This window comes from Paenibacillus sp. J22R3 (assembly GCF_056269305.1).
In genome coordinates, this window is record NZ_JBWDNS010000010.1 from 11,273 (window position 1) to 31,934 (window position 20,662).

General features: G+C 47.2%; 13 protein-coding genes. All 13 read right to left on the reverse strand.

What is annotated here, in order from left to right; translation table 11 throughout:
- Positions 1-13: 13 nt before the first annotated feature.
- Positions 14-1,957, reverse strand: a complete 1,944-nt coding sequence (locus AC0YN4_RS28865) for a glucosidase family protein (protein WP_475837390.1) — start codon at positions 1,955-1,957, stop codon at positions 14-16.
- Positions 1,958-2,201: 244 nt separating this feature from the next.
- Positions 2,202-2,738 (reverse strand): hypothetical protein, encoded by a 537-nt coding sequence (locus AC0YN4_RS28870; protein ID WP_475837391.1) that lies wholly within the window; start codon positions 2,736-2,738, stop codon positions 2,202-2,204.
- A gap of 129 nt (positions 2,739-2,867) precedes the next feature.
- Entirely contained in the window at positions 2,868-4,076 is a 1,209-nt protein-coding gene (locus AC0YN4_RS28875; RefSeq protein WP_475837392.1) for a hypothetical protein, read from the reverse strand.
- 27 nt (positions 4,077-4,103) lie between these two features.
- A complete protein-coding gene (locus AC0YN4_RS28880; RefSeq protein WP_475837393.1) occupies positions 4,104-6,014 on the reverse strand; it encodes a hypothetical protein in 1,911 nt (636 codons plus the stop codon).
- Between the two features lie 84 nt (positions 6,015-6,098).
- Positions 6,099-8,099 (reverse strand): exosporium protein, encoded by a 2,001-nt coding sequence (locus tag AC0YN4_RS28885; protein WP_475837394.1) that lies wholly within the window; start codon positions 8,097-8,099, stop codon positions 6,099-6,101.
- Between the two features lie 478 nt (positions 8,100-8,577).
- Positions 8,578-9,753, reverse strand: a complete 1,176-nt coding sequence (locus tag AC0YN4_RS28890) for a hypothetical protein (RefSeq protein ID WP_475837395.1) — start codon at positions 9,751-9,753, stop codon at positions 8,578-8,580.
- Positions 9,754-10,420: 667 nt separating this feature from the next.
- Positions 10,421-12,019: a family 43 glycosylhydrolase gene (locus AC0YN4_RS28895; protein ID WP_475837396.1), complete on the reverse strand. Its 1,599-nt coding sequence runs from the start codon at positions 12,017-12,019 to the stop codon at positions 10,421-10,423.
- Positions 12,016-13,944: a DUF8034 domain-containing protein gene (locus tag AC0YN4_RS28900; RefSeq protein ID WP_475837397.1), complete on the reverse strand. Its 1,929-nt coding sequence runs from the start codon at positions 13,942-13,944 to the stop codon at positions 12,016-12,018. The genes AC0YN4_RS28895 and AC0YN4_RS28900 overlap by 4 nt, the downstream gene beginning before the upstream one ends.
- Positions 13,945-13,964: 20 nt before the next feature.
- A complete protein-coding gene (locus AC0YN4_RS28905; RefSeq protein ID WP_475784328.1) occupies positions 13,965-14,864 on the reverse strand; it encodes an aldo/keto reductase in 900 nt (299 codons plus the stop codon).
- Positions 14,861-16,798, reverse strand: coding sequence for a right-handed parallel beta-helix repeat-containing protein (locus tag AC0YN4_RS28910; RefSeq protein ID WP_475837398.1), 1,938 nt, complete (start codon positions 16,796-16,798; stop codon positions 14,861-14,863). The genes AC0YN4_RS28905 and AC0YN4_RS28910 overlap by 4 nt, the downstream gene beginning before the upstream one ends.
- 109 nt (positions 16,799-16,907) lie before the next feature.
- Positions 16,908-18,695, reverse strand: a complete 1,788-nt coding sequence (locus AC0YN4_RS28915) for a type 2 periplasmic-binding domain-containing protein (protein WP_475837399.1) — start codon at positions 18,693-18,695, stop codon at positions 16,908-16,910.
- 45 nt (positions 18,696-18,740) lie between these two features.
- Complete coding sequence (locus tag AC0YN4_RS28920) at positions 18,741-19,637, reverse strand: carbohydrate ABC transporter permease (protein WP_475784325.1); 897 nt, start codon at positions 19,635-19,637, stop codon at positions 18,741-18,743.
- Between the two features lie 17 nt (positions 19,638-19,654).
- Positions 19,655-20,605, reverse strand: coding sequence for an ABC transporter permease subunit (locus AC0YN4_RS28925; RefSeq protein ID WP_475837400.1), 951 nt, complete (start codon positions 20,603-20,605; stop codon positions 19,655-19,657).
- Positions 20,606-20,662: the final 57 nt, after the last annotated feature.

Genomic DNA, 20,662 nt, shown 5'->3' on the forward strand with positions numbered 1-20,662 from the left:
TATCTCAAATCTGTTACCTGCTGGCCGGAAAGATAACTTCTATTTTCTCTCCCGGCAAACACTCGTAGGTTAACTCTACTCCATGAGCATCCACTTGAATATGAAGTCCGTTCTCCATTCTGGTCACATGAAGATCAAAGCTTCTTCCGAAGGCTTTAACGGCACGAAGCGCCATGTTGTTCCACTCAGCAGGAAGCTGCGGGGCGCAGGTGAAGGAATCTAGCCCTGTCGGCTTTATCCCAAAAACACCTTCCGTAAAGATACGGCAATATAATGCGCTCTCTGCGGATAAATGTCTCTGGTTGCCTTCAGGGAACGCTTCAACCGCATAAGGGACATGGTCCCCCAGAAGCCTTCTTCTTGAATAGGCCTTCAGATATCGGTGCGATTGTTCGACTTCTCCCGCCATGAATGTCGCTTGAAATCCGTATAGCGTAGAGCGATCCCAGAACGTCTTGTCTCCCGACTGTGTGGCAAGACCATCAATCGTCCACAGATTAGGTGAATATAACGCGCTAACCGTGCCCTCTTGTCGATCCATAATTCCCATGGTCAAAGGCAAACAAATCCAAGAGCGTAATTTATCATTGCCTTCGTAATAACGATAAGTTTCGTATCCATCGACTGTTGCGCCGAAATAACGTTCTATCGCTTGCCTTAACTGTACAGCTTCCGTACTATATTGTTCTTCCATCGTTTCATCACTCAAAGCTCGCGCTAATTTAGAGGCCGCACATAAAGCCCCGTAGTAGAGGGAAGAAGTAGAGAGATTAGCTTGCCCTGTAGGAAATCTACCTTCAAGCTCATCCGAGTCTGATGCAACCACCCCATCTGTCGTTAGCTTGCGTTTACAGTATTCCAAGCACCACTGAATCGCCGGCCACAGTTCTTGAGCAATCGATAAATCCCCCTGGGCAAGCGTAAATAATGAGGCGCCATAAGCATACATGGCCGCATCTCCCCTGTCCCCGGCGCCTTCCCAAATATCAACGCCTTCCGCAATAATAGAGGAAGGAATGCGCGAGTAATCAGGACCCATAAAATTGCGATATAAACGGTAACAGTTTAAGGAAGCCTCGATTCCCGCAGGATCTCCCAGGTATGGAAAGAAAGGACCCACATACTCCGCTTGATCATTGGCCCAGATCGCAGCATAATAGGAACCTCCTCCAGGTCCGTGCATGAAACCTCCCTTTGTAGCGAATATGCTCTCCGACGCCCGCAGCTTAGCAAAATCAAACATTTGGTTAAGCACGGGGTCCGGCGTTTCAAGCTGCAGACTGGAACGGATCCGACTTACGAATTCTGCTCGCTTCGCCTCTTCTTCTTCCCCGCTACAGACTTGAATCGTTTCAAGCAGCTTTCTTCCGCTGATCGTCAAATAGAAGGAAAGCTTCTCTTCCGGCTGTAAGGTAACTTCGGATGGCGCATCGTGGCTAACATCAAGTACATAGATCCCGTAGACCCCTCTTCGGGTGATCGTATGCGTTAGAGGGGATATCTCGATCGTCATGGACTGCTGCGAATCGTTAACAAGCGTATATTTCTCCATTGCCGCGCTGGAATCCGTGGTCGGGAAGAGCAAATGTTCGATTCGAAGGTTGTTGTCCGTACGGCTCTTTATGGCAAGCATCCCATTAAACGTGACTTCGTATGGTTTCTCCGACCGAACCCGCTCACTGTTGATTGTGAACTCGGGTATGATTTCCGCACCATATTCTTGGATTAAGCTTGCATGGGTATCATTAGGAATCGTCCTGAGCATAGGCCAGATCACGCCACGCTTCAGCACCAACTCTCCCTGATGATCAATCCCATAATTGACGATCATGGATATTCGCTTGCCGCTCATTTCAATATGGTCCTCGTGCGGAAGCTTATTATCCTTCTTGATATCCCAATTAATCGTATGCGGACTGTTTAGCGACCAACGGTCGCTGGTTTGTATGGTATGCACACCAATCCCCCCTCTAGTAGTAGTTCGATTCACTGCTTTGCATCACCTCTTATATTAGGGGACTTTATTAGAATGGAGCATGTACATACCCTCACGGTATTGTCTTTTTCATCACTTAATGACAACGTTTACATCCATATACGAAAGAAATCCCCCATCGATATCCAATGGGGGATTTGTCCTGCCGTACAAAGGTTATTCATTAACCATCAATTCTCGTTCACGCCAACAGCGTTAAAGTACCTTACTCCCATTCGACCGCATCGGGCACCAAATCCGCCGAAAGGTTGAGTACCTTTCCTTCAAATCCGGCAATATCGATGTTTGAATCAATCTTTGTCTGCCACCAACTACCTGTTCTTAAAACGAGTTTAAACTTGGTTGCAGCTTCATTCTTAATGTAAATCGAAAAATGATTGTCGGCAATTCCTGATATAGAACCATTGCCATCAGGTCCATTGCTATTGGTCGGCACTGCCGCACCAACCGAAAAATCATCGTTAACAAGGTAAATCTTGATGTCTCCAGGTTCTCCATCATCATGAAAGTCAGCCACTGTAATCCCTCTCTGCCCCCAACTATCATAACCATCAGGCAATGTTGAGGTGTTGTAAGAGAAATTAACCAGGGTATACCCCTCAGGAATAGCTGGACCTTCCACACCTTCAGCGTAGAACGCTATGTGGTCGATATAAAGCTCGCCGTCATAGGCTGCGTCCGGAGTAAAGTAAAACCAAATGGAACCCGGATTTAGCGCTTTAACGATCTTATGCTTCTCCAAGTTCTTCAGAAGCCACTAGACGGTTTGCTGATACAAGCTGTCCAGTTGAATCCTTACCCCAAGCCGAAATTTGTACTTGTTGTTCTGATAAACCGCTCGTTGTAAAGACAAATACATATGCATCAGGGTTTACCAACTCTCCGTTACCCTAAACACCACATCAACCGTGTTTGAACCTCCTCCGCCAATGTTCGTCACAGCTAATGTCACGACCTGATTCTCAGGAAGAGTAAAATCCAAAAGTTCTGAAGAAGCTAGTATTCTGGAATCACCTGCCCCACCTCCTGTAACACCTTGAAACACCACTTGCCCTCCAGTAATCGTTGTGGAAGTATTGTTTACCAGCAGAGCCGTTTCACTATCAGGAATGATCGTGGTAGCTGTGGGATAATTAACAAATGATCCATTTAGCGTTCCTCCAACGAGTAATTGGTAGCTTAGATCCACGGATGAAATAATATTGATTTCTTCTAGCTCCACCTGAACTGAATTGGTTCTAGCTGAACCCGTTGGGAAAACCGCTTTTCTTGTAAAAGAAATAACAGGGGTCAGCGTTGATGTAACATTTGTAATTCTCCTTCTTTCCGAAGTAACTCTGAAAGTAGGAACATACTTTCCAATAATGCTATATTGTCTTCCTCCGACAAACAGGCTATAGGCTGCTGCGGTTCCATTATTATCGATTTGTGCTCTTAAAGGAAGATTGGGGTCAATAAAACTAGTTTGACCTATTGGCGAGAATCGATGAACGATAATAACCTCTTGCGCTAAAGTCGTAGGATCAGGGATGACCACTCTAAATTCAATTACTCCATACCCATACCAAGTAAACACGATATGAAATATATTCCCTTTAGATAGATTAAGCGTCGCTCCGCTTGGTCCTGTTCCATCTAGTTTATCTACGTTCCATGAGCCTTGAGGGATTGTTGTATCGGTTCCACCTCTGCGAATTGCCACGAACACATTTGTGCCATTGACTCCAAAAAAGGCCCCATTCTGACTATCAAATAACCCCCAGTGCCCAACCTGATTGCCTGTGGGCAAAGTAGGTATCCGGACACCTATTCCTGCTTCCCCTGCGTAGCCTGGTTCATATCTGCCTCTCAATACACTCTCTAAAATGGCTGAATCTGTTCCACCAGCGGTATTACTTAAATTGTATTCCGTTGCATTATTTGTAACCGTCCCGCCTCCAGCAGTCGTTACAGCATCTCGCAAACTAGATAGACCGTATACAGAAGTTAGCTCCACAATTGGGGTTTTCTGCGATACTCTTAGCTCATCAAATTGCGAACTTAAATTTGGGCCAATATTTGAGATAATAATATCTGACACGATATTTCCCCCCTTTCCTATTATTTTTCACCATTCTTCTGTAAGGCTAAAGGTTGCAGTAACAGGATTAGTACCGCCACTTAAATTCGCTACAGCTAGCGAGACAATTTCAGCATCTGGCAATTGGAAATCCAATAATGAAGCAGAGGCTAAAATTCTAGCACTACCGTTAACTCCAGCTGCTAAGCCTTGTAATAATACTTGACCACCCGAAATTGTCGTTAGATTATTATTTACCAGAAGAGCTGTCTCAGAAGCCGGGATATTAGTCGTCGCAGTTGGAAAGGTTGTAAACGCTCCATTAATTGTTCCGCCTAGTATGATTTGATAGTAAATATCATCTGAAGTTACAAGGTCAATACCTTCTAATTTCACACTAACTGAATTCGTTCTACCTGAACCTGGCGGGAAGGTTGCCTTTCTTTGGAAGGATAAGATCGGTGTAAGAGTTCCTGTTGCCGTTACTGTTCTTCTTTCTGAAGTAACCCTGAATACCGGACTATATTGGCCTAGGATGCTATATTGTCTTCCTCCAACAAATAAATTGAGTCCAGATGCCGTACCGTTATTAAAGATTTCTGCACGAAGAGGCAGGTTAGGATCAGCAAGACTTGTTTGCCCATTCGGCGAGAATCGATGAACGGTAATCACTTCTTGCGCTAAAGTCGTCGGATCCGGGATGACTACTCTAAATTCAATTACACCATACCCATACCAAGTAAAAATAATTTGAAATATATTCCCTTTAGATAAGCTAAGCGTCGCCCCGCTTGACCCTGTTCCATCTAATTTATCTACGTTCCAAGATGCTTGAGGAATAATAGTGTCAACACTTGCTCTTCTGATCGCTACAAATATTCCATTCGCTACACTCTGGCCAAAGAATAAGCCATTTTGATCGTCAAAAAGACCCCATCTCACCATTTGGGCTCCTGTTGGTGCAACAGGTAAACGAATACCTATTCCTGCTTCTGCTGCAAAACCTGATTCATACCTTCCTCTCTCCGAGCTTTGAAGGATGGCAATATCTGCTCCTGATGCTGTCGTAGTTAATTGAAACTCCGTATTATTACTGCCAACTGTGGCACCGCCTAATGTGGAAACAATGTCTCTTAGATTGGATAAACCATATACCGAAGTCAGTTCAATGATTGGAGTTTTTTCATTTGTTCTTACTTCACTAAATTGAGAGCTAACATTTGGCCCTACTCCCACAATGGTTGGGGTAGGGTCGATAGTACCTGTTGCTCCTGTTGCTCCTGTTACTCCAGTTTCACCTGTTGCTCCTGTTGCTCCTGTTGCTCCTGTTGCTCCTGTTGCTCCCGTTGCTCCTGTTGCTCCGGTTGCTCCGGTTGCTCCGGTTTCGCCTGTTGCTCCGGTTGCTCCGGTTACTCCTGTTGCTCCTGTTGCTCCTGTTTCACCCGTTGCTCCCGTTGCTCCTGTTGCTCCCGTTGCTCCCGTTGCTCCCGTTGCTCCCGTTGCTCCCGTTGCTCCCGTTGCTCCTGTTGCACCTGTTGCACCTGTTGTTCCGGTTGCTCCGGTTGCACCTGTTGCTCCTGTTGCTCCATTTGCTCCATTTGCTCCATTTGCTCCTAACATTTCCGAAGCTACGATTCGGTGAGGAGTTACAAGTTGCCCCGCACCATCTTTTCCCCATACCGAAATCTCAATTAGATCTTTTGCTACACCGTTCGTTGTAAAGACAAATTCAAAAGCATTAAAGTCCGCATAATAATTTTTCGTTATGGCTTCATTTGGATTTACATTTATTAATTCAAGTACATATAACGTTCTGGTCCCGTTTAGGTAATATCCTTGTATCAAAATATTCGCGATATTGACTAAATCTCGATTATCAATTTTAATGGTCAGCTGTTGTGTTAGCCTCACACCACTGACTGGATTATTTTCTATCGGTCCGGTTGATAAAATAGCCATTTATTAGATTCTCCTTTACTTGCAAATTTTTTAACGGAAACCACATTCCCGGTAATTATTCAACTCATAATAGTCAATCTATATTTACTGCACCTGAATAATCGAAACAGAACCATCCGTGAAAGTGGTTGTTGCCGATCCATTATAAAGAAAATCTATTGTAATAGCAGTTGAGGTAGCATCAGCTAAGAATGTACCAGATACGCTTACATTAGCGTCTAAAGTGCCAGTAACTGATCTACCTGAAAAACGACTCTGAAATACGGTATTAAATCTTGGTGTAACTGTAACGTTTCCATTTACAGAACTAGTTGCCCTGAAAGTGTACGAAACCATATAAATGTGCCCTATTGCTAGTACAAAGGTCGTACTTGTTGGATGCAAAATGTTAGATCCATTAATAAATGAGGTTGTATACGAAATTGCTGTCCCATTTGCTACAGATACTACACTGACATTAAATAGTCCGTTTTGTATCGTGGCATTTACACCAGTTGCTCCTGTAGCTCCTGTTGACCCCGTTGCTCCTGTTATTCCTGTTGCTCCTGTTGCTCCTGTTGCTCCTGTTGCTCCTGTTGCTCCTGTTGCTCCTGTTGCTCCTGTTATTCCTGTTATTCCTGTTGCTCCTGTTGCTCCCGTTGCACCTGTTACTCCGGTTACTCCCGTTGCTCCCGTTGCTCCTGTTGCTCCTGTTACTCCTGTAACTCCTGTAACTCCTGTAACTCCTGTAACTCCTGTTGCCCCGGTTTCACCAGTGACTCCCGTTGCTCCCGTTGCTCCTGTTACCCCTGTTGCACCTGTTACTCCCGTTGCTCCCGTTGCTCCTGTAACTCCTGTTGCCCCAGTTTCACCAGTGACTCCCGTTGCTCCCATTGCCCCTGTAGCTCCGGTTGCCCCTGTTGTCCCTGTTACTCCAGTTTCACCAGTTGCCCCTGTTGCACCGGTTTCACCAGTGACTCCCGTTGCACCTGTTACTCCTGTTACTCCCGTTGCTCCCGTTGCTCCTGTTTCGCCGGTTGCTCCAGTGACACCTGTTACTCCTGTGGCTCCTGTGGCTCCAGTGACTCCGGTTGCACCTGTCGCTCCTGTGACTCCCGTTGCTCCTGTGACTCCGGTTGCTCCTGTTGACCCCGTCGCTCCGGTTCCTCCGGTTGCTCCTGTTGCTCCGGCTGCCCCGGTTACTCCCGTTGCACCTGTTTCGCCTGTTTCGCCGGTTGCTCCGGTTGCACCTGTCGCTCCTGTGACTCCCGTTGCTCCGGTTGCCCCTGTCGCTCCTGTTGCTCCAGTGACTCCGGTTGCACCTATTGCCCCAGTTGCCCCTATTGCTCCTGTTTCGCCTGTTACTCCAGTGACTCCGGTAGCCCCTGTTGCTCCTGTTGCTCCTGTGACTCCCATTGCTCCTGTTTCACCAGTTGCTCCACCAGGTGCTCCTGTGGCTCCGGTAACTCCGGTTGCTCCCGTAACTCCGGTAATTCCTGTGGCTCCTGTGGCTCCTGTGGCTCCGGTAGCTCCGGTTGCTCCTGTGACTCCAGTTGCTCCGGTTGCCCCTGTCGCTCCTGTGACTCCTGTTGCTCCAGTGACTCCGGGTGCACCTGTCGCTCCTGTGATTCCCGTTGCTCCAGTGACTCCAGTTGCACCTATTGCCCCAGTTGCCCCTGTTGCTCCTGTAACTCCAGTAGCTCCTGTAGCTCCTGTAGCTCCTGTGACTCCGGTCGCTCCTGCAGTAGTTCCATTTGCACCTAATAATTCTGAAGATACGATACGATGAGGAATTACAAGCTCTCCTGCAGAATTTTTTCCCCAAACCGAAATCTCTATTTGTTGATTTGCTAAACCGTTCGTTGTAAAGACAAATTCAAAGGTATCTAGATTCACAAAATAATTCTTCGTTATTGCTTCATTTGGCATTACATTAAATAATTCAAGTACATATAACGTTCTTGTCCCGTTTAGGTAATATCCCTGAAGCAATATATTCGCATTATTGTCTAAGTCTCTATTATCAATTTTAATAGTCAGCTGTTGTGTAGGCCTTACACCACTGACCGGGTTATTTTCTATCGGTCCAGTTGATAAAATAGCCATTTATTTGATTCTCCCTCCTTTTTCATTTTGAGAATCGGAGAAAATCCACACACCGATTACTTGATTGCCCCCTTCTCTACTATTTGTTGAGCCAACGACCAATCCACTATTTTACTATTTCAAATACTCTATTATCTTTCATAGAATATTCATATTTCATCTCAAGGTGCGGACAGTCTGAGATAATATTCGAGCACGATTCCTAATAGATGAGAGAAACGCACTAATGGTGGTGTACGAATACAAAGAGGCTAGTCTGCTCATTCTGCAGACCACTCGCTTAAATCAAAAAAAACGTAAAAAAGAAGAAAGGGCGGCATTAGGGGTTATCCCTGCGCCGCCCGATCTCCAAGTTTATTTGTGTATATTCATGTCGTTCAGGCTCTTTCATGTGAATAGTTTCTAAGCCAGTATTAAATTAGTAAGCTTAATTTCAGTCTCTAATTTATAACAAAAACATCACTGCATGTAAGCTACATTAAAGAGTCAGTTTAATAATCTCTAATGAGGCATTTACAATCAATTGACCATCCAGACTATTAGTCAAGTTATCCGCAAAGCCTACATTTCTTAAAGTTATGGTTGCACTTGCCGGAACGGTAATGATAGAATGGCCAGCTGTCTGAAAGAAACTATTTACTGAATTATTTACACCAAACCCAAAAAGTGTTTGCGGAAGCGGTGTGCCATTTAACACGATCGCATATGCAGTTTGTATATTTTGGTTAACAGTTACACTCCATTGGACATGGTAATCACCTGCAACTAAGATTGTTACAGCAGCTGTTCCTGCGGTATGGGAGATCCCGCCTATCAGTGGACCGTTATTGCTGAAAATAACATCAACATTGGCCCCTACAGCCTGATTTCCTAAGTTGTAAACATAAGCATATGCGGAAGAGACGGTTCCAGTGGCTCCGGTTGCTCCAGTTGTTCCTGTGGCTCCAGTGACTCCCGTTGCTCCGGTTGCTCCTGTGACTCCCGTTGCTCCTGTGGCTCCTGTGACTCCCGTTGCTCCCGTTGCTCCCGTCGCTCCCGTTGCTCCCGTTGCTCCCGTTGCTCCCGTTGCTCCTGTGACTCCCGTTGCTCCCGTCGCTCCCGTTGCTCCGGTTGCTCCTGTGACTCCTGTTGCTCCCGTAACTCCGGTAACTCCGGTAACTCCTGTTGCTCCGGTAACTCCGGTAACTCCTGTGACTCCGGTTGCTCCTGTAGCTCCCGTAACTCCCGTAACTCCTGTAGCTCCTGTAACTCCAGTGACTCCGGTCGCTCCTGTAGCACCTGTTGCTCCTCCCGTAGTTCCATTTGCACCTAACAATTCCGAAGATACGATACGATGAGGAGTTACTAGCTCTCCCTCAGAATTTTTTCCCCAAACTGAAATTTCTATTTGTTGACTTGCTAAACCGTTCGTTGTAAAGACAAATTCAAAGGTATCTAGATTCACAAAATAACTCTTCGTTATTGCTTCATTTGGCATTACATTAAATAATTCAAGTACATATAACGTTCTTGTTCCGTTTAGGTAATATCCCTGAAGCAATATATTCGCATTATTGTTTAAGTCTCTATTATCAATTTTAATAGTCAGCTGTTGTGTTGGCCTTACACCACTGACCGGGTTATTTTCTATCGGTCCAGTTGATAAAATAGCCATTTATTTGATTCTCCCTTCTTTATCATTTTGGGCATAGGAGAAAATCAACACACCTATTACTTGATTCCCCCTTCTCTACTTTTGATGAGCCAACATCCAATCCGCTATTTTTCTATTTTAAATACTCTATTATCTTTCATAGAATATTCATATTTCATCTTAGGGTGCGGACAGTCTGAGATAATATTCGAGCACAATTCTTAATAGATATAAGACACTCACTAATGGTGGTGTACGCATACAAAGAGGCTAGTCCGCTCACTTTGCAGACCACTCGCTTAAATCAAAAAAAACGTAAATATGAAGAAAGGGCGGCATTAGGGGTTATATCCCTACGGTGCCCGATCTCCAAGTTTGGTGTCCTTTATTTAATAAAATGAATAAAGCCAGTCAGATCAATTGTTTGACCTGACTGGCTTTACATTCGGATTTTATAATAAAATCAAATCAAGCGGATTTATGGCTACGATTGAGATTTTCGATATTTCACATTGAGACTTACCGTACTGATTCTGTCTATAAATGAGATTTGCCGGTCGCCCGACACTTTCAAAAGGATATAGTGCTCTCAACCCTGTCAATGTTTTAAAAAAGCCTTAGTTTAATACCGCCCTACAAACAAATAATGAGTAGGGTGTCGGGAATATTTAAGCTGCATTGCTTATTATCAGAGCGGCTGCATCGTAAAGGAGCTGAATTTAGTAAAACCCTCTGACTCTCCGTATACCCCTTTGGCATAGAGACCAATTCGCGGCGCAGTGAAGCACAAGAAGCGGTTGCTTCGTTCGGGGTACAGAAATTCCGCTGATAATGCGATGCCGGTTGCTTCGAAGACTTGGCCGTCTATCGAATAGAGCAGCGTAATAATCTGTGTTTTCGGCTCTAAACGGATTTTGAGCCAAAGCCGCTCGCCAGGCCGAATAGACAGGCGCCATGTACCAAGCGTTGTCTTTAGCACTTTCACATATTGTCCCACCTCTAAATAGAGGCCTTCGTGCTCTTGGTTCTCGTGCAAGCGTCTGACGTCAAAAGACTGGGCCGCTGTCTGGCCGAGCCCGTTCCGAACATTGAAGAAAAGGAACGCATCGGTGTCCCGATACATCGTCATCCCTGCTTCCTCGCCCCTGCTCTCAGAATGGAAGGCCACCGTGGCCGTCGCCTCAAATCCAAAACTCTGCCAGCGTCTCGTTAATATGAGGGTAGATTGCAGAGAGAATGGGATAAACGGTTTGCAAGCTATCCGAAGCCCTTCGGATGACAAAGAATACCCCTCATCAACAGGATGTCGAACCCACTCCCAATCAGGAGAAAGCTCGGTACCGGTTAACTGATTATGGAGATCGAAGGCCGGTTCTTGTGCCACCCCGCTTTGCGGCAGCACTATAGACACGCAGGGTTCACCCGCTTCTCCGACCGTGAACCATTCATCATCCGTCCATTGCACCGGCTGAAGGAATGTCTCCCTGCCAAGCGGGCAAAAGCCCCCTGACGTTAATGGTCGACCTCCGAGGTGGAACATCCACCAGTTTCCTTCCTCATCTTGAACAAGCTTGCCGTGCCCCACCCGCTGTATTGATTTCTCGGAGTCACGCTGCATGAGCACAGGATTATGCGGGCAAGGCTCATAAGGCCCCCAAATCGAGCGACTCCGCGAAAGCGTTTCCATGTGTTCGAAGAAGGTCCCCCCTTCAGCAAGCATGAGGTAGTACCATCCGTTTCGTTTCAAGATATGTGGCGCTTCCGGGGCAGCGCCTCCCGTTCCCGACCACACCTGCTTAGCTTCACCGACGAGGCCGGAACCGTCATGCTTCATTTCATGCACCCAGCCCCCGCCAAACACTAAATAGCGCTTCCCATCGTCATCGTTGAAGATCGACGGATCAATAAAATGATGATTGAGCATAGTCGCCTCGCTGTAAGGCCCTTCCGGTCTGTCGGCCGTGAATAGCAGCGTCGTGCAGCGCGGCTGACCGTGGTAATAGGGAACGACTACCCAGAACTTTCCGTTATAGTACGAGATATCCGGCGCAAATACGCCGAAAGAGTCCGGCATCCCGGTTAGATCGAGTTGACTCTTCCGCGTAATGACATGACCGATTGACTTCCATTTCACCAGATCGCGGGAATGGAGAACTTGAACGCCAGGAAAATACTGAAACGTCGACGTCACCATATAATAGTCGGAGCCTACCCTGACTATCGAGGGATCCGGGTTATCTCCGGGGAGTACTGGATTGAAGACTTGCTGATTGGCATCTATCATCATGACATGCTCCTTCCTCGAATCGGTAGCTCTGGGCTTGGATTTGGCCAAGGCAAGTCGTACGAAGGTTCATTCACGTAACGCTCCATCGATAAACGCAGCGTGATGCCTGTTCCTGCAGGCAGCGAAACGTGCAGCCATTTCCCGTTTACTTCTACGGATCCCTGAACCTCGCCTATCTGGTCGATTATTTCTCCAAGGCCAAAGCTATGCTCGCCGAATACACCTGCCTGAACGATTAACTCCCGGTCATCGAACGAGCTCGTATTGACCAAATGCAGTGTCATGGAATCCGCCTCCAGCTTCTCTACAAGGGCTGAAACTCCGACAGGCAAACCTGGGCGTTCAGCCGTCACGTCAAAATATCGAACGCGGCCATGCTGAAGCCCTCCATGAGAAATATGCATCGGCCCTCCCAAAGTCAACTGAACAAGACCTTCAAAGTAGAGCGGACACATCTCCTGCCAAATGTGAATGGCGGAGTACATCCCTTCGCTATAATGCTCCGTCCAGCTGCGCGGATCGCCTTCCGGTGACCGCATTTTGGCCAATTGGTTGCCGATCATCTCGGAATTGGCGCTAAGAATTCGTCCCGGGTAGTCCGGATTGAGTCCGCGGATATATTGAAACCATGGCTGCGTATTGCCAATGTAATGCTTCGTTTCGCGGCCTGTTCTTGGATCTCTTCCGGAAAAAGCCGGTACAATAACCTCGTTCCAGTCATGGTCCTTCGCAATTCGCTCGACGCGGCCTAGGTCTTCGTCCGCCATCGACATCGTCCATAGATAGATCGGATATTTGGGCAGCGCTTCACGGAAGTCCGTCCAGCCGGAGTCAAAATGCTTATAGGGAACAAGCCATTTGCCATCTCTCTCTCGTCCCAGCTTCCAGTTAGCGTCTAACTGCTCCCTTGCTAACCGCAGCCCATTCATATTCCCGGTTAGCAACACGGTATTCATGCATGCGTTCGTCAGCGGTTCAATAATCGTCATAAACCCATGTGGCCAGCGCCAACCGTAATATCCGCCCCACCATTTGCCGTCGTTATACTCTCCGATTTGCCCTGTCAATCCGATGTTGTCGGGAATGATGCCTCCGTTTATACGTGTCCGTTCCTGCCACGCATCCACATACTCGATCACCCAGTCTTTCAGCTTCTGATTCCCTGTGTGAAGAAATGCATGCGTAATCAATCCCGTAGCGTTCAAATTAAGCGGAACATCGCCGCGGTTCATTCGTTCATTCATTATTCGGATGATGTGCTCATAGATGCCGTCGTTCGACCAAGCGCATTTCATGCTATCGAAATCCACGCCCGGAATATCCTCATATGGAGCTAAATAATCGTCGAGGATGCCACGGTGCGTGCTCCAATCCTCTCCATCGACTTCAAAACGCGGCCCTCGGCTCCCATTTAGCGGGGAGCGGATTAGCTTCATATCGGAATCATAGTTCGGCGCTTCCGAGTCTTCCCCTGTGTACATGCGCGCAAAATTAACGGCGCGCTGGCGGTCCTTCAGCGTCGCTGGCCCCGCCAATCCAAGGAAATAGAGATAGAGATAGCCTTCTCCGTGGTGCATCCAGTCATAATAGGCATCAAATTCCCGGTGAAGTTGACCGTACTCTGTCCACTGCCAGGTGATACCGTCCCAGATCCTACGCGACACTTCATAAAGCTCGCTGCTTCCGCCAAGCACATAGAGCAGTGCCAGGTTCATGAAGCCTTCATAAGGATCGTCCGATCCGTCCATACCCGGCCAATGATCAAACCAAATGAGCGTCCCGTCCGGACGCGTATAACGTTCGACGAATTCCCTGGCCGCCTTGTTCAAGGTTTCGAATAGCTGCTGCTCCTGAAGCGCCCATTGCGGAGGAACGATACGTGTCTCCGCGCGTACTTTAGCCACCACGTTAATGCTTGATGTCATTACATTCACTCCTCTAAAAACTAGTCAAACAATGGCTGACCTTGGAACAGATCATAAACGCTCTGAAGTTCTTCCTCTTCCAAGCCTCTCCCATCGCAGTAGGACAGGTTGGTTCGAAGAGACGTTCGCGAGGATGTTCCCGTTAATGTCACATGAATAGCGGGATGGCTTATGCTAAACCGCATGGCCGGTTCAATAAGGCCCTTTGGCTCCGATTTGCGCAGGAATTGCAGCTGGTCGATGCGGCTTTGCGCTTTACTTGAGATTTCCTCTTCCAGAAAATGAGCGGGAGCATCCGCCAGCATGCCCAGTCCCAGAACGCTGCCGTTGATGACGCCGATACCGGTTTCCTGCGCAAGAGGCATCACTTCATCCTTAGCCGTATGGTCGATCAGCATATAACGGGTATAGAATTGAACGGCATCGAAGCTGCCTGTCCTCATATAGTCCATTAGTAGAGGCAGAACACGCGTCGTTACGCCTGTGAAACGAATTTTCCCATCCTGTTTCAATTTCTCGAGAGCAGGAACAGTTTCGCTCATAATGAGATCGACCGATTGCGATTCCACATCGTGCAGCTGCAGGATATCGATCCAATCGGTTTGCAGCCTCTGTAAGCTCTCTTCAACGGAGCGGATCGTGCTGTCGTAATCGTAGCGAAGATCCGAGCGGACCGCTTTCGATGCGAGAATGACTTTATCTCGACGTCCAGCAAGCGCTTTGCCGATTCGGCGTTCGGATTCGCCCATGCCATACTTAGGCGCGGTATCGATAAAATTAATTCCGGAATCGATTGCCTCGTGCACGAGGCTTTGCACCTCCGCTTCATCCGTCTTACCGAAGTCGCCTGCAAGCGGTGCACCGCCAAGGCCGAGCTTGGAGACTCTAAGGCCGGTTTGGCCGAATGTTGTATAAATCATAGCGTTACCTCTTTCGCTGCTTGATGTAAACGAGGAGGATTGCGAATACCGTTAACTTCTATTAACGCACTGACAGGCGTTGTTTGAATTGGCTCCCATGGGAAATCGCTCTTCAGACCGATCAAGCTCTGATCGATCGGTCTAAAACCGAGCGCCCAAGCAGGCGAGTCCGAACGAAGTCTGAAATCTCCATTCTCGGCATCCACGAAGAGCGGATCCTTGCCGAATACGGTATGTGCATCGTGTCCATAAGCCGCCTTCCAGTTCTCATAGGAGAGATAAACGGTACTTTTATCGCCCATAAGTACATCTGTTGACCCCATCGGCTCGTAAATGAGATTATGATCGAAGCCCGCAATCCTCTCTGGCAGCTCACCATCATAAACAGATGTATAAACGGGATTCCCCGCAAAGCCTTCGGGAAGGTGTTCAAAGCCATAAATCGCGGTCGTATTATTGTTGTATAGGATGTTGCAGCCAAGCTTCAAACCATAAGAGACCTCGGCAAATTCTTGCATCCAGATCGCCCAAGTCAGTCCGTTATTCGCAATTATGTTATTAAATACCCGATTCTCAATGCCTTTCTCCATAATGCCGAAAGCATGACCGCCGTGTATCCCATATACGATATTGTTCGTGACTGTCATGTAATCCGAGCAGTCATCTAAGTAGATGCCTCCGAACCAGTTGCGCCAATGGTTGAGATTGACAAAGTCGTGTACGCAGTTATGATCGTATACATTCCCCGTACCTACTCCCCAAGATTCAAGGCCTGCACCGTCTTCTGAATTCGTCATCACATTGGAGATGTCATTAAACAAGATCCGATTATTTCGGGTATAAAGAAAATCATAGCGATTGTCTCTCGTCACCGGGATCCCATAGATAGCTCCATGATTTTCGAGGACTCCGTAACGATCGCCTTTCATGGAAATGCCATATCGAGGCGCCTTCAAAATGCGATTATGAGAGATCTCGTTGTCACCGCTTTGATGAAGCTGTATACCGGAGCCTCGCGTCAGCTCGAATTTGCCGCTGTCAAAGATGAAATTGTTGGATACGATATTGAACTTGTTGACATAAGCATCTTCTGCAGACAGAAACGGTCCTTGGTCAAAGGACCAACCCGTAAAATAAACCCCGTTTAAACCGGAGCCTTCAATCCAGTTTCCATAAATCTCGTTATGCTGTGCATGCTTGTTGAGCCATATTCCGCACACGCCGGCATTCAAGAGCTTGCAATTCACAACCCTAATGGATTCCGCATTTTCCATATAAATGAGACCGTGCTTTGTTTCTTCACGCTCTGCGTTGCCGTTTACAAAATCAATGGAGTCCACATAATCAAAATGCTGGATAGTATCCGTTAATTGAAGCTGCAGTCCAATAACTTGAATGTTCTTTACCGGGGTAGAAGGCGAGCTTCCAACCAGACGGAACATATCTGTCATGGTCGGTGCGGCAATTACCGCGTTCGTGATTTCCCCGCTTCGCGGCCAATAGAACAGTTCTCCTTCTTGTGTATCTAAATACCATTGCCCTGGGCCTGTAAGCGAGCTGCTTGCGCAACGAATCCCCCATTCATCGTGTTCGATTAAGGATTGAAATGACCAATTACGACCAACCTTCGCTTTATAGACGCTAAATTTGATGTGCTCCCAGTTTGTAATTCGTTGTCCTCCGTAGAGAATCGGCGTTTCGCCCGGGTAATTGCGGTACTGAACGTTAAATCCGTTTGAACCGCTATCTCGTTCGTCAAGCACGAACTCGCTATCCAGATAATAGATGCCTCCACGCAAATAAACGACGTTATCCTTCGTCATTAGGCCATTAATGGAGCGGACGCAGTCGCGCGCCTTCGCAAGCGTCGCAAACGGTTCTTGTTCCGTACCGGGGTTCCAATCACTACCATGAACAGATACGTAATAATTCAAGTTCAACGTCTCCTTCAACCCGTTCTTAAACAGAAAGCGGCTATATTTGGAGCCCGTAGATTCCAAATATAGCCGCGGCACCCATAACACTTATGGATAAATCAGTCTGTTATTGAACGTGATATTCTGTATATTTGGATGCTTTTGCAGATGCGGCAGTAAGCTCGGTTTGAGCCCATTGGAAGTTTTTATCCGCACCTAATTGTGTTGCCTTATCGATCAGCTCTTGCTTAAGCTCGTTGAATTGCGCGTCATTCTTCGCGTATACCATTTTCCATGACATCGTTTTGAGGATTTCACCCAGCTTCTGTTGGATAACCTTGATATCATCCGAAGGAGCTCCTGCGAGTGCCACTACACCATCGTCTTGAACGACCGTCAGATTCTTCTTGGCATAGTCATACACATTCAACGAATTATTCGCAGTTGCCCACTCCTGCTCTGCAGCCGTCAGGTTTTTCTTCACGAACTGCGACCAGCCTTCATGCGTAATCGACTCGTTCGTTCTTGGATCGATGTTCCATTTATTTAGCATCAAGAAGCTTTCATAGCCGGCTGTGGAAGGATCGTTCTTCGCCACTTTTTCCAAGTATTCAGGTGCATATTCGGCTTTTCCGTTGTTGAGCGTCCATGCCTTACCTTCGACGCCGTTCATCAGTTCAGTCGAGCCCTGTACCGTTGCGGAGTAGTTCAGCAGCTGGATAATGCGGTCCGCATTTTTGGAGTTTTTGCCAATGCCGAACACATAACCCCCGCCGACCGGCAATTCTGCTTGTACGAGCATTTTCGCTTCGTCTTTCGGGAACAGCGGAATCATGCCTGCCATAGGATTAGATTTAACGAGATCATTGCCGTTAAAGATTTGCGATTGCCAGCCCCACATTGTCGTCAGTACGCGGCCTTCTTTCGTTTTACTCTCAGCGTTGGGCCATTTTTGGGAGATCGAATCGGGATCAAGGATACCCTGTTGGTTCGCTTTATGGAAGAATTCTACGCCTTTCATGTAATCGCTGGAAGGATCAAATACACTCTTAAGCTGTTTGGTAGTTGGATCGTATTCCGTGAATTGCAGCGTTCCCGAGTTTGCGCTGACACCCATGTATCCCGGAATCGTAAAGTCGACCAAGCTCATACTGATGGAATCCCAATCGCTCCACAGCTGCAATGGATATACTTTCTGGCCTTTGTCATTCTTCGGATATTCCGTTTGCATTGTTTTCAATGTGTTCAGCAGATCATCATAGGTTTTCAGTTCCGGAGATCCGGCATTCTTGTAGAGATCATATCTGGAATAGAGAGCCATATGAAGAAGGTTCGTTGGCTGACTGACGCCGATTTGCGATGCCAAGCCATACAGCTTGCCTGATCCATCGCTATAGTTGTCTCTCATGTATTGAAGCATCGAAGGAAGATTATTTGTGATGTCAGGACCGTACTGCGCGACCAGATCATCCAAGGACATCAGAACGCCTGCCTTGACAGCGCTTTCGAATTGCTTTTTATCTTTGAACTCGATCAGGTCCGGCATATCGCCGCTTGCCATGATTGCGGAGAGCCTTTCGTCGAATTTATCGCCGGCGAAGATATGATCGATTTTCAAGCCGAATTTCTTCTCGAAGATCTCTGTTGAAATCTCATCGCTCTGAACGCCGGAAAGACTGCTTGGCCCAATCAACGCCGAAATTTTGACTGCTTCAAGCGGCGCCTTCTCCTCAGTTGCAGTCGTCGTGTTATTCGAATTCGCCGCGTTCGCCGTGTCGTTCGAAGCCGCATCACTCTTCGTGTTTCCGGTAACATTACCGTTATTCCCCGTGTTCGAGCTTCCACAGCCAGCCAAACTTGCAGTGAGCATCGTAGCGATTGTCACCGCCGCTAAAGCTGAAACCTTCTTCTTCATTCTTGTGTGCCTCCCCATTTGTATACATGCGTCTATATTGTAGTTCTACCCTTTCACTGCACCTAGCATAATCCCTTTGGTAAAATAACGTTGCATAATAGGATAGATGCAGACAATCGGGAGAATAACAACCATGGCAATCGTCATGCTGACCGCGGTCGGTGTGAGCGTGAAATTCGAGGCCGATAGGCCCGCTCCACCGTTAACCATAATTTTGCTGGCTAACGCATCCGCTTCCGACATGAACTTGTACAAGACAAATTGCAGCGTATTCAGCCGTGAATCTGTGATAAGAAACAAATTATCGCGCAGGTTATTCCATTGATTGACCGATTCGAATACGGCAACCGTGGCAAGAATCGGTTTGGACAGCGGTACTAAGATGCTCCAGAATACCCGAAATATACCGGCTCCGTCGATTTGGGCTGACTCCTCCAAGGCGCTCGGGATGCTCTCCAGAAACGTCTTGATCAGAATGATATAGAACGGAGCAACGATGTACGGAATGATATAAACGGCGAACGTATTCATCAGATGAAGGTTTTTTATGTTGATAAACCATGGAATCAAGCCTGCATTAAAGTACATCGTGACCAGCACGAACCGGTATAGAAATTTCCTCATAAACATGTGGGGCTTTGTGAACAAGAATGCAAGGAATGACGAGCCTGCGAGCGTACAAGCTGTACCGACAACCGTTTTGAGAATCGTAACCCACAGCGCCATGCCGATTCCGTCAAGCTTTAGAACTTGAATATAGTTCTGGATATTGAACCCCTTCGGGAATACGACCAGCGCACCGGAAGTTACCCATTTGTTGTCGCTCACCGTGAGCACGAAGATGTAATACAAGGGAAAAATACATAACAGCGCAAACAGGATAAACGCCGTACTGTTGATGAAGCTGAAGCTGAAGCTCCCGAATGATGCCTTTTGTTTCATGATGGGCAATCCCCTCTTTAAATGATTCCTTCTCCGCGAACCTTCTTCGAGGCAAAGTTCACCGAGAACAAGAGCGCAATGCTGACAACCGACTTCAGTATGCCGACCGCCGTGGCAAACGAATAGTTATAGCCTGACATGCCGTTTCGTATGCCGACATTGTACACATAGAGATCGAGCACCTCGATGGAATCGGTGTTCAGTGCGTTCTGGAATACCAAGTACTGATCGAGGCCGTTATTCAAAAAGTTGGCTATGCTGAGCATCATCAGTACGAAGAAGGTAGGCATTAAATGCGGTACCGTGATGGACCACATGATCCGGAACCTCCCGGCGCCGTCGATCCTGGCTGCTTCATACAGCTCGTTGTCTATCGACGTTACGGCGGCAATGTAAATAATGGCTGTCCAACCGATCGTTTTCCAAGCCAAGTACGCCGTTTGAGTCAACCAGACATGGCTCGAACTAACCAAGAAGTTGATCGGATCCTCAATGATATGAAGCTGTATCAGCAGCTTGTTGATAAAGCCATCGGATTCCGAGAACATGGAGAATGCAAACGCATACACTAACGGCCAACTTAAGAAATTCGGAAGCGTCGTCAACGTTTGAATGGCTTTCTTCAGCGGCTCAAACTTCATCTCCACGAGGAATAGCGCGAATATTAGCGGCAATACTTGAACGAGCAGGCTTAGGAAACTAATGCCTAGCGTATTCGACATAATCCGCTTCACTTCGTCGACTGTGATCGGATCGCTTAAAATCATTTTGAAGAAGAAGAACCCTTTGAACTCCGAATCGAACAACTTATGGCCGAGCTTGTAATCGAAGAACGCGTACATCCATCCGTAAAGAGGCAAGTAGCTGAAGACGAATACCAGCGCTATGAATGGCAAAGCCATATAAAACAGTTTCTTGCCTTCCTTCTCGGAAACGGTTACAGTTTTACTGCTTGCTGTGCTGCTCATGGTTGAGTGTCACCTCCCTTGACACTAATGGTAACGGAGATGGAGGATGACGCTCAA

Excerpts from the sequence above, each read along its gene's own strand:
- AC0YN4_RS28880 (WP_475837393.1), bottom strand. The coding sequence starts at position 6,014 with ATGGCTATTTTATCAACCGGACCGATAGAAAATAATCCAGTCAGTGGT.
- AC0YN4_RS28885 (WP_475837394.1), bottom strand. The coding sequence starts at position 8,099 with ATGGCTATTTTATCAACTGGACCGATAGAAAATAACCCGGTCAGTGGT.
- AC0YN4_RS28890 (WP_475837395.1), bottom strand. The coding sequence starts at position 9,753 with ATGGCTATTTTATCAACTGGACCGATAGAAAATAACCCGGTCAGTGGT.
- AC0YN4_RS28895 (WP_475837396.1), bottom strand. The coding sequence starts at position 12,019 with ATGATGATAGATGCCAATCAGCAAGTCTTCAATCCAGTACTCCCCGGA.
- AC0YN4_RS28900 (WP_475837397.1), bottom strand. The coding sequence starts at position 13,944 with ATGACATCAAGCATTAACGTGGTGGCTAAAGTACGCGCGGAGACACGT.
- AC0YN4_RS28905 (WP_475784328.1), bottom strand. The coding sequence starts at position 14,864 with ATGATTTATACAACATTCGGCCAAACCGGCCTTAGAGTCTCCAAGCTC.
- AC0YN4_RS28915 (WP_475837399.1), bottom strand. The coding sequence starts at position 18,695 with ATGAAGAAGAAGGTTTCAGCTTTAGCGGCGGTGACAATCGCTACGATG.
- AC0YN4_RS28920 (WP_475784325.1), bottom strand. The coding sequence starts at position 19,637 with ATGAAACAAAAGGCATCATTCGGGAGCTTCAGCTTCAGCTTCATCAAC.
- AC0YN4_RS28925 (WP_475837400.1), bottom strand. The coding sequence starts at position 20,605 with ATGAGCAGCACAGCAAGCAGTAAAACTGTAACCGTTTCCGAGAAGGAA.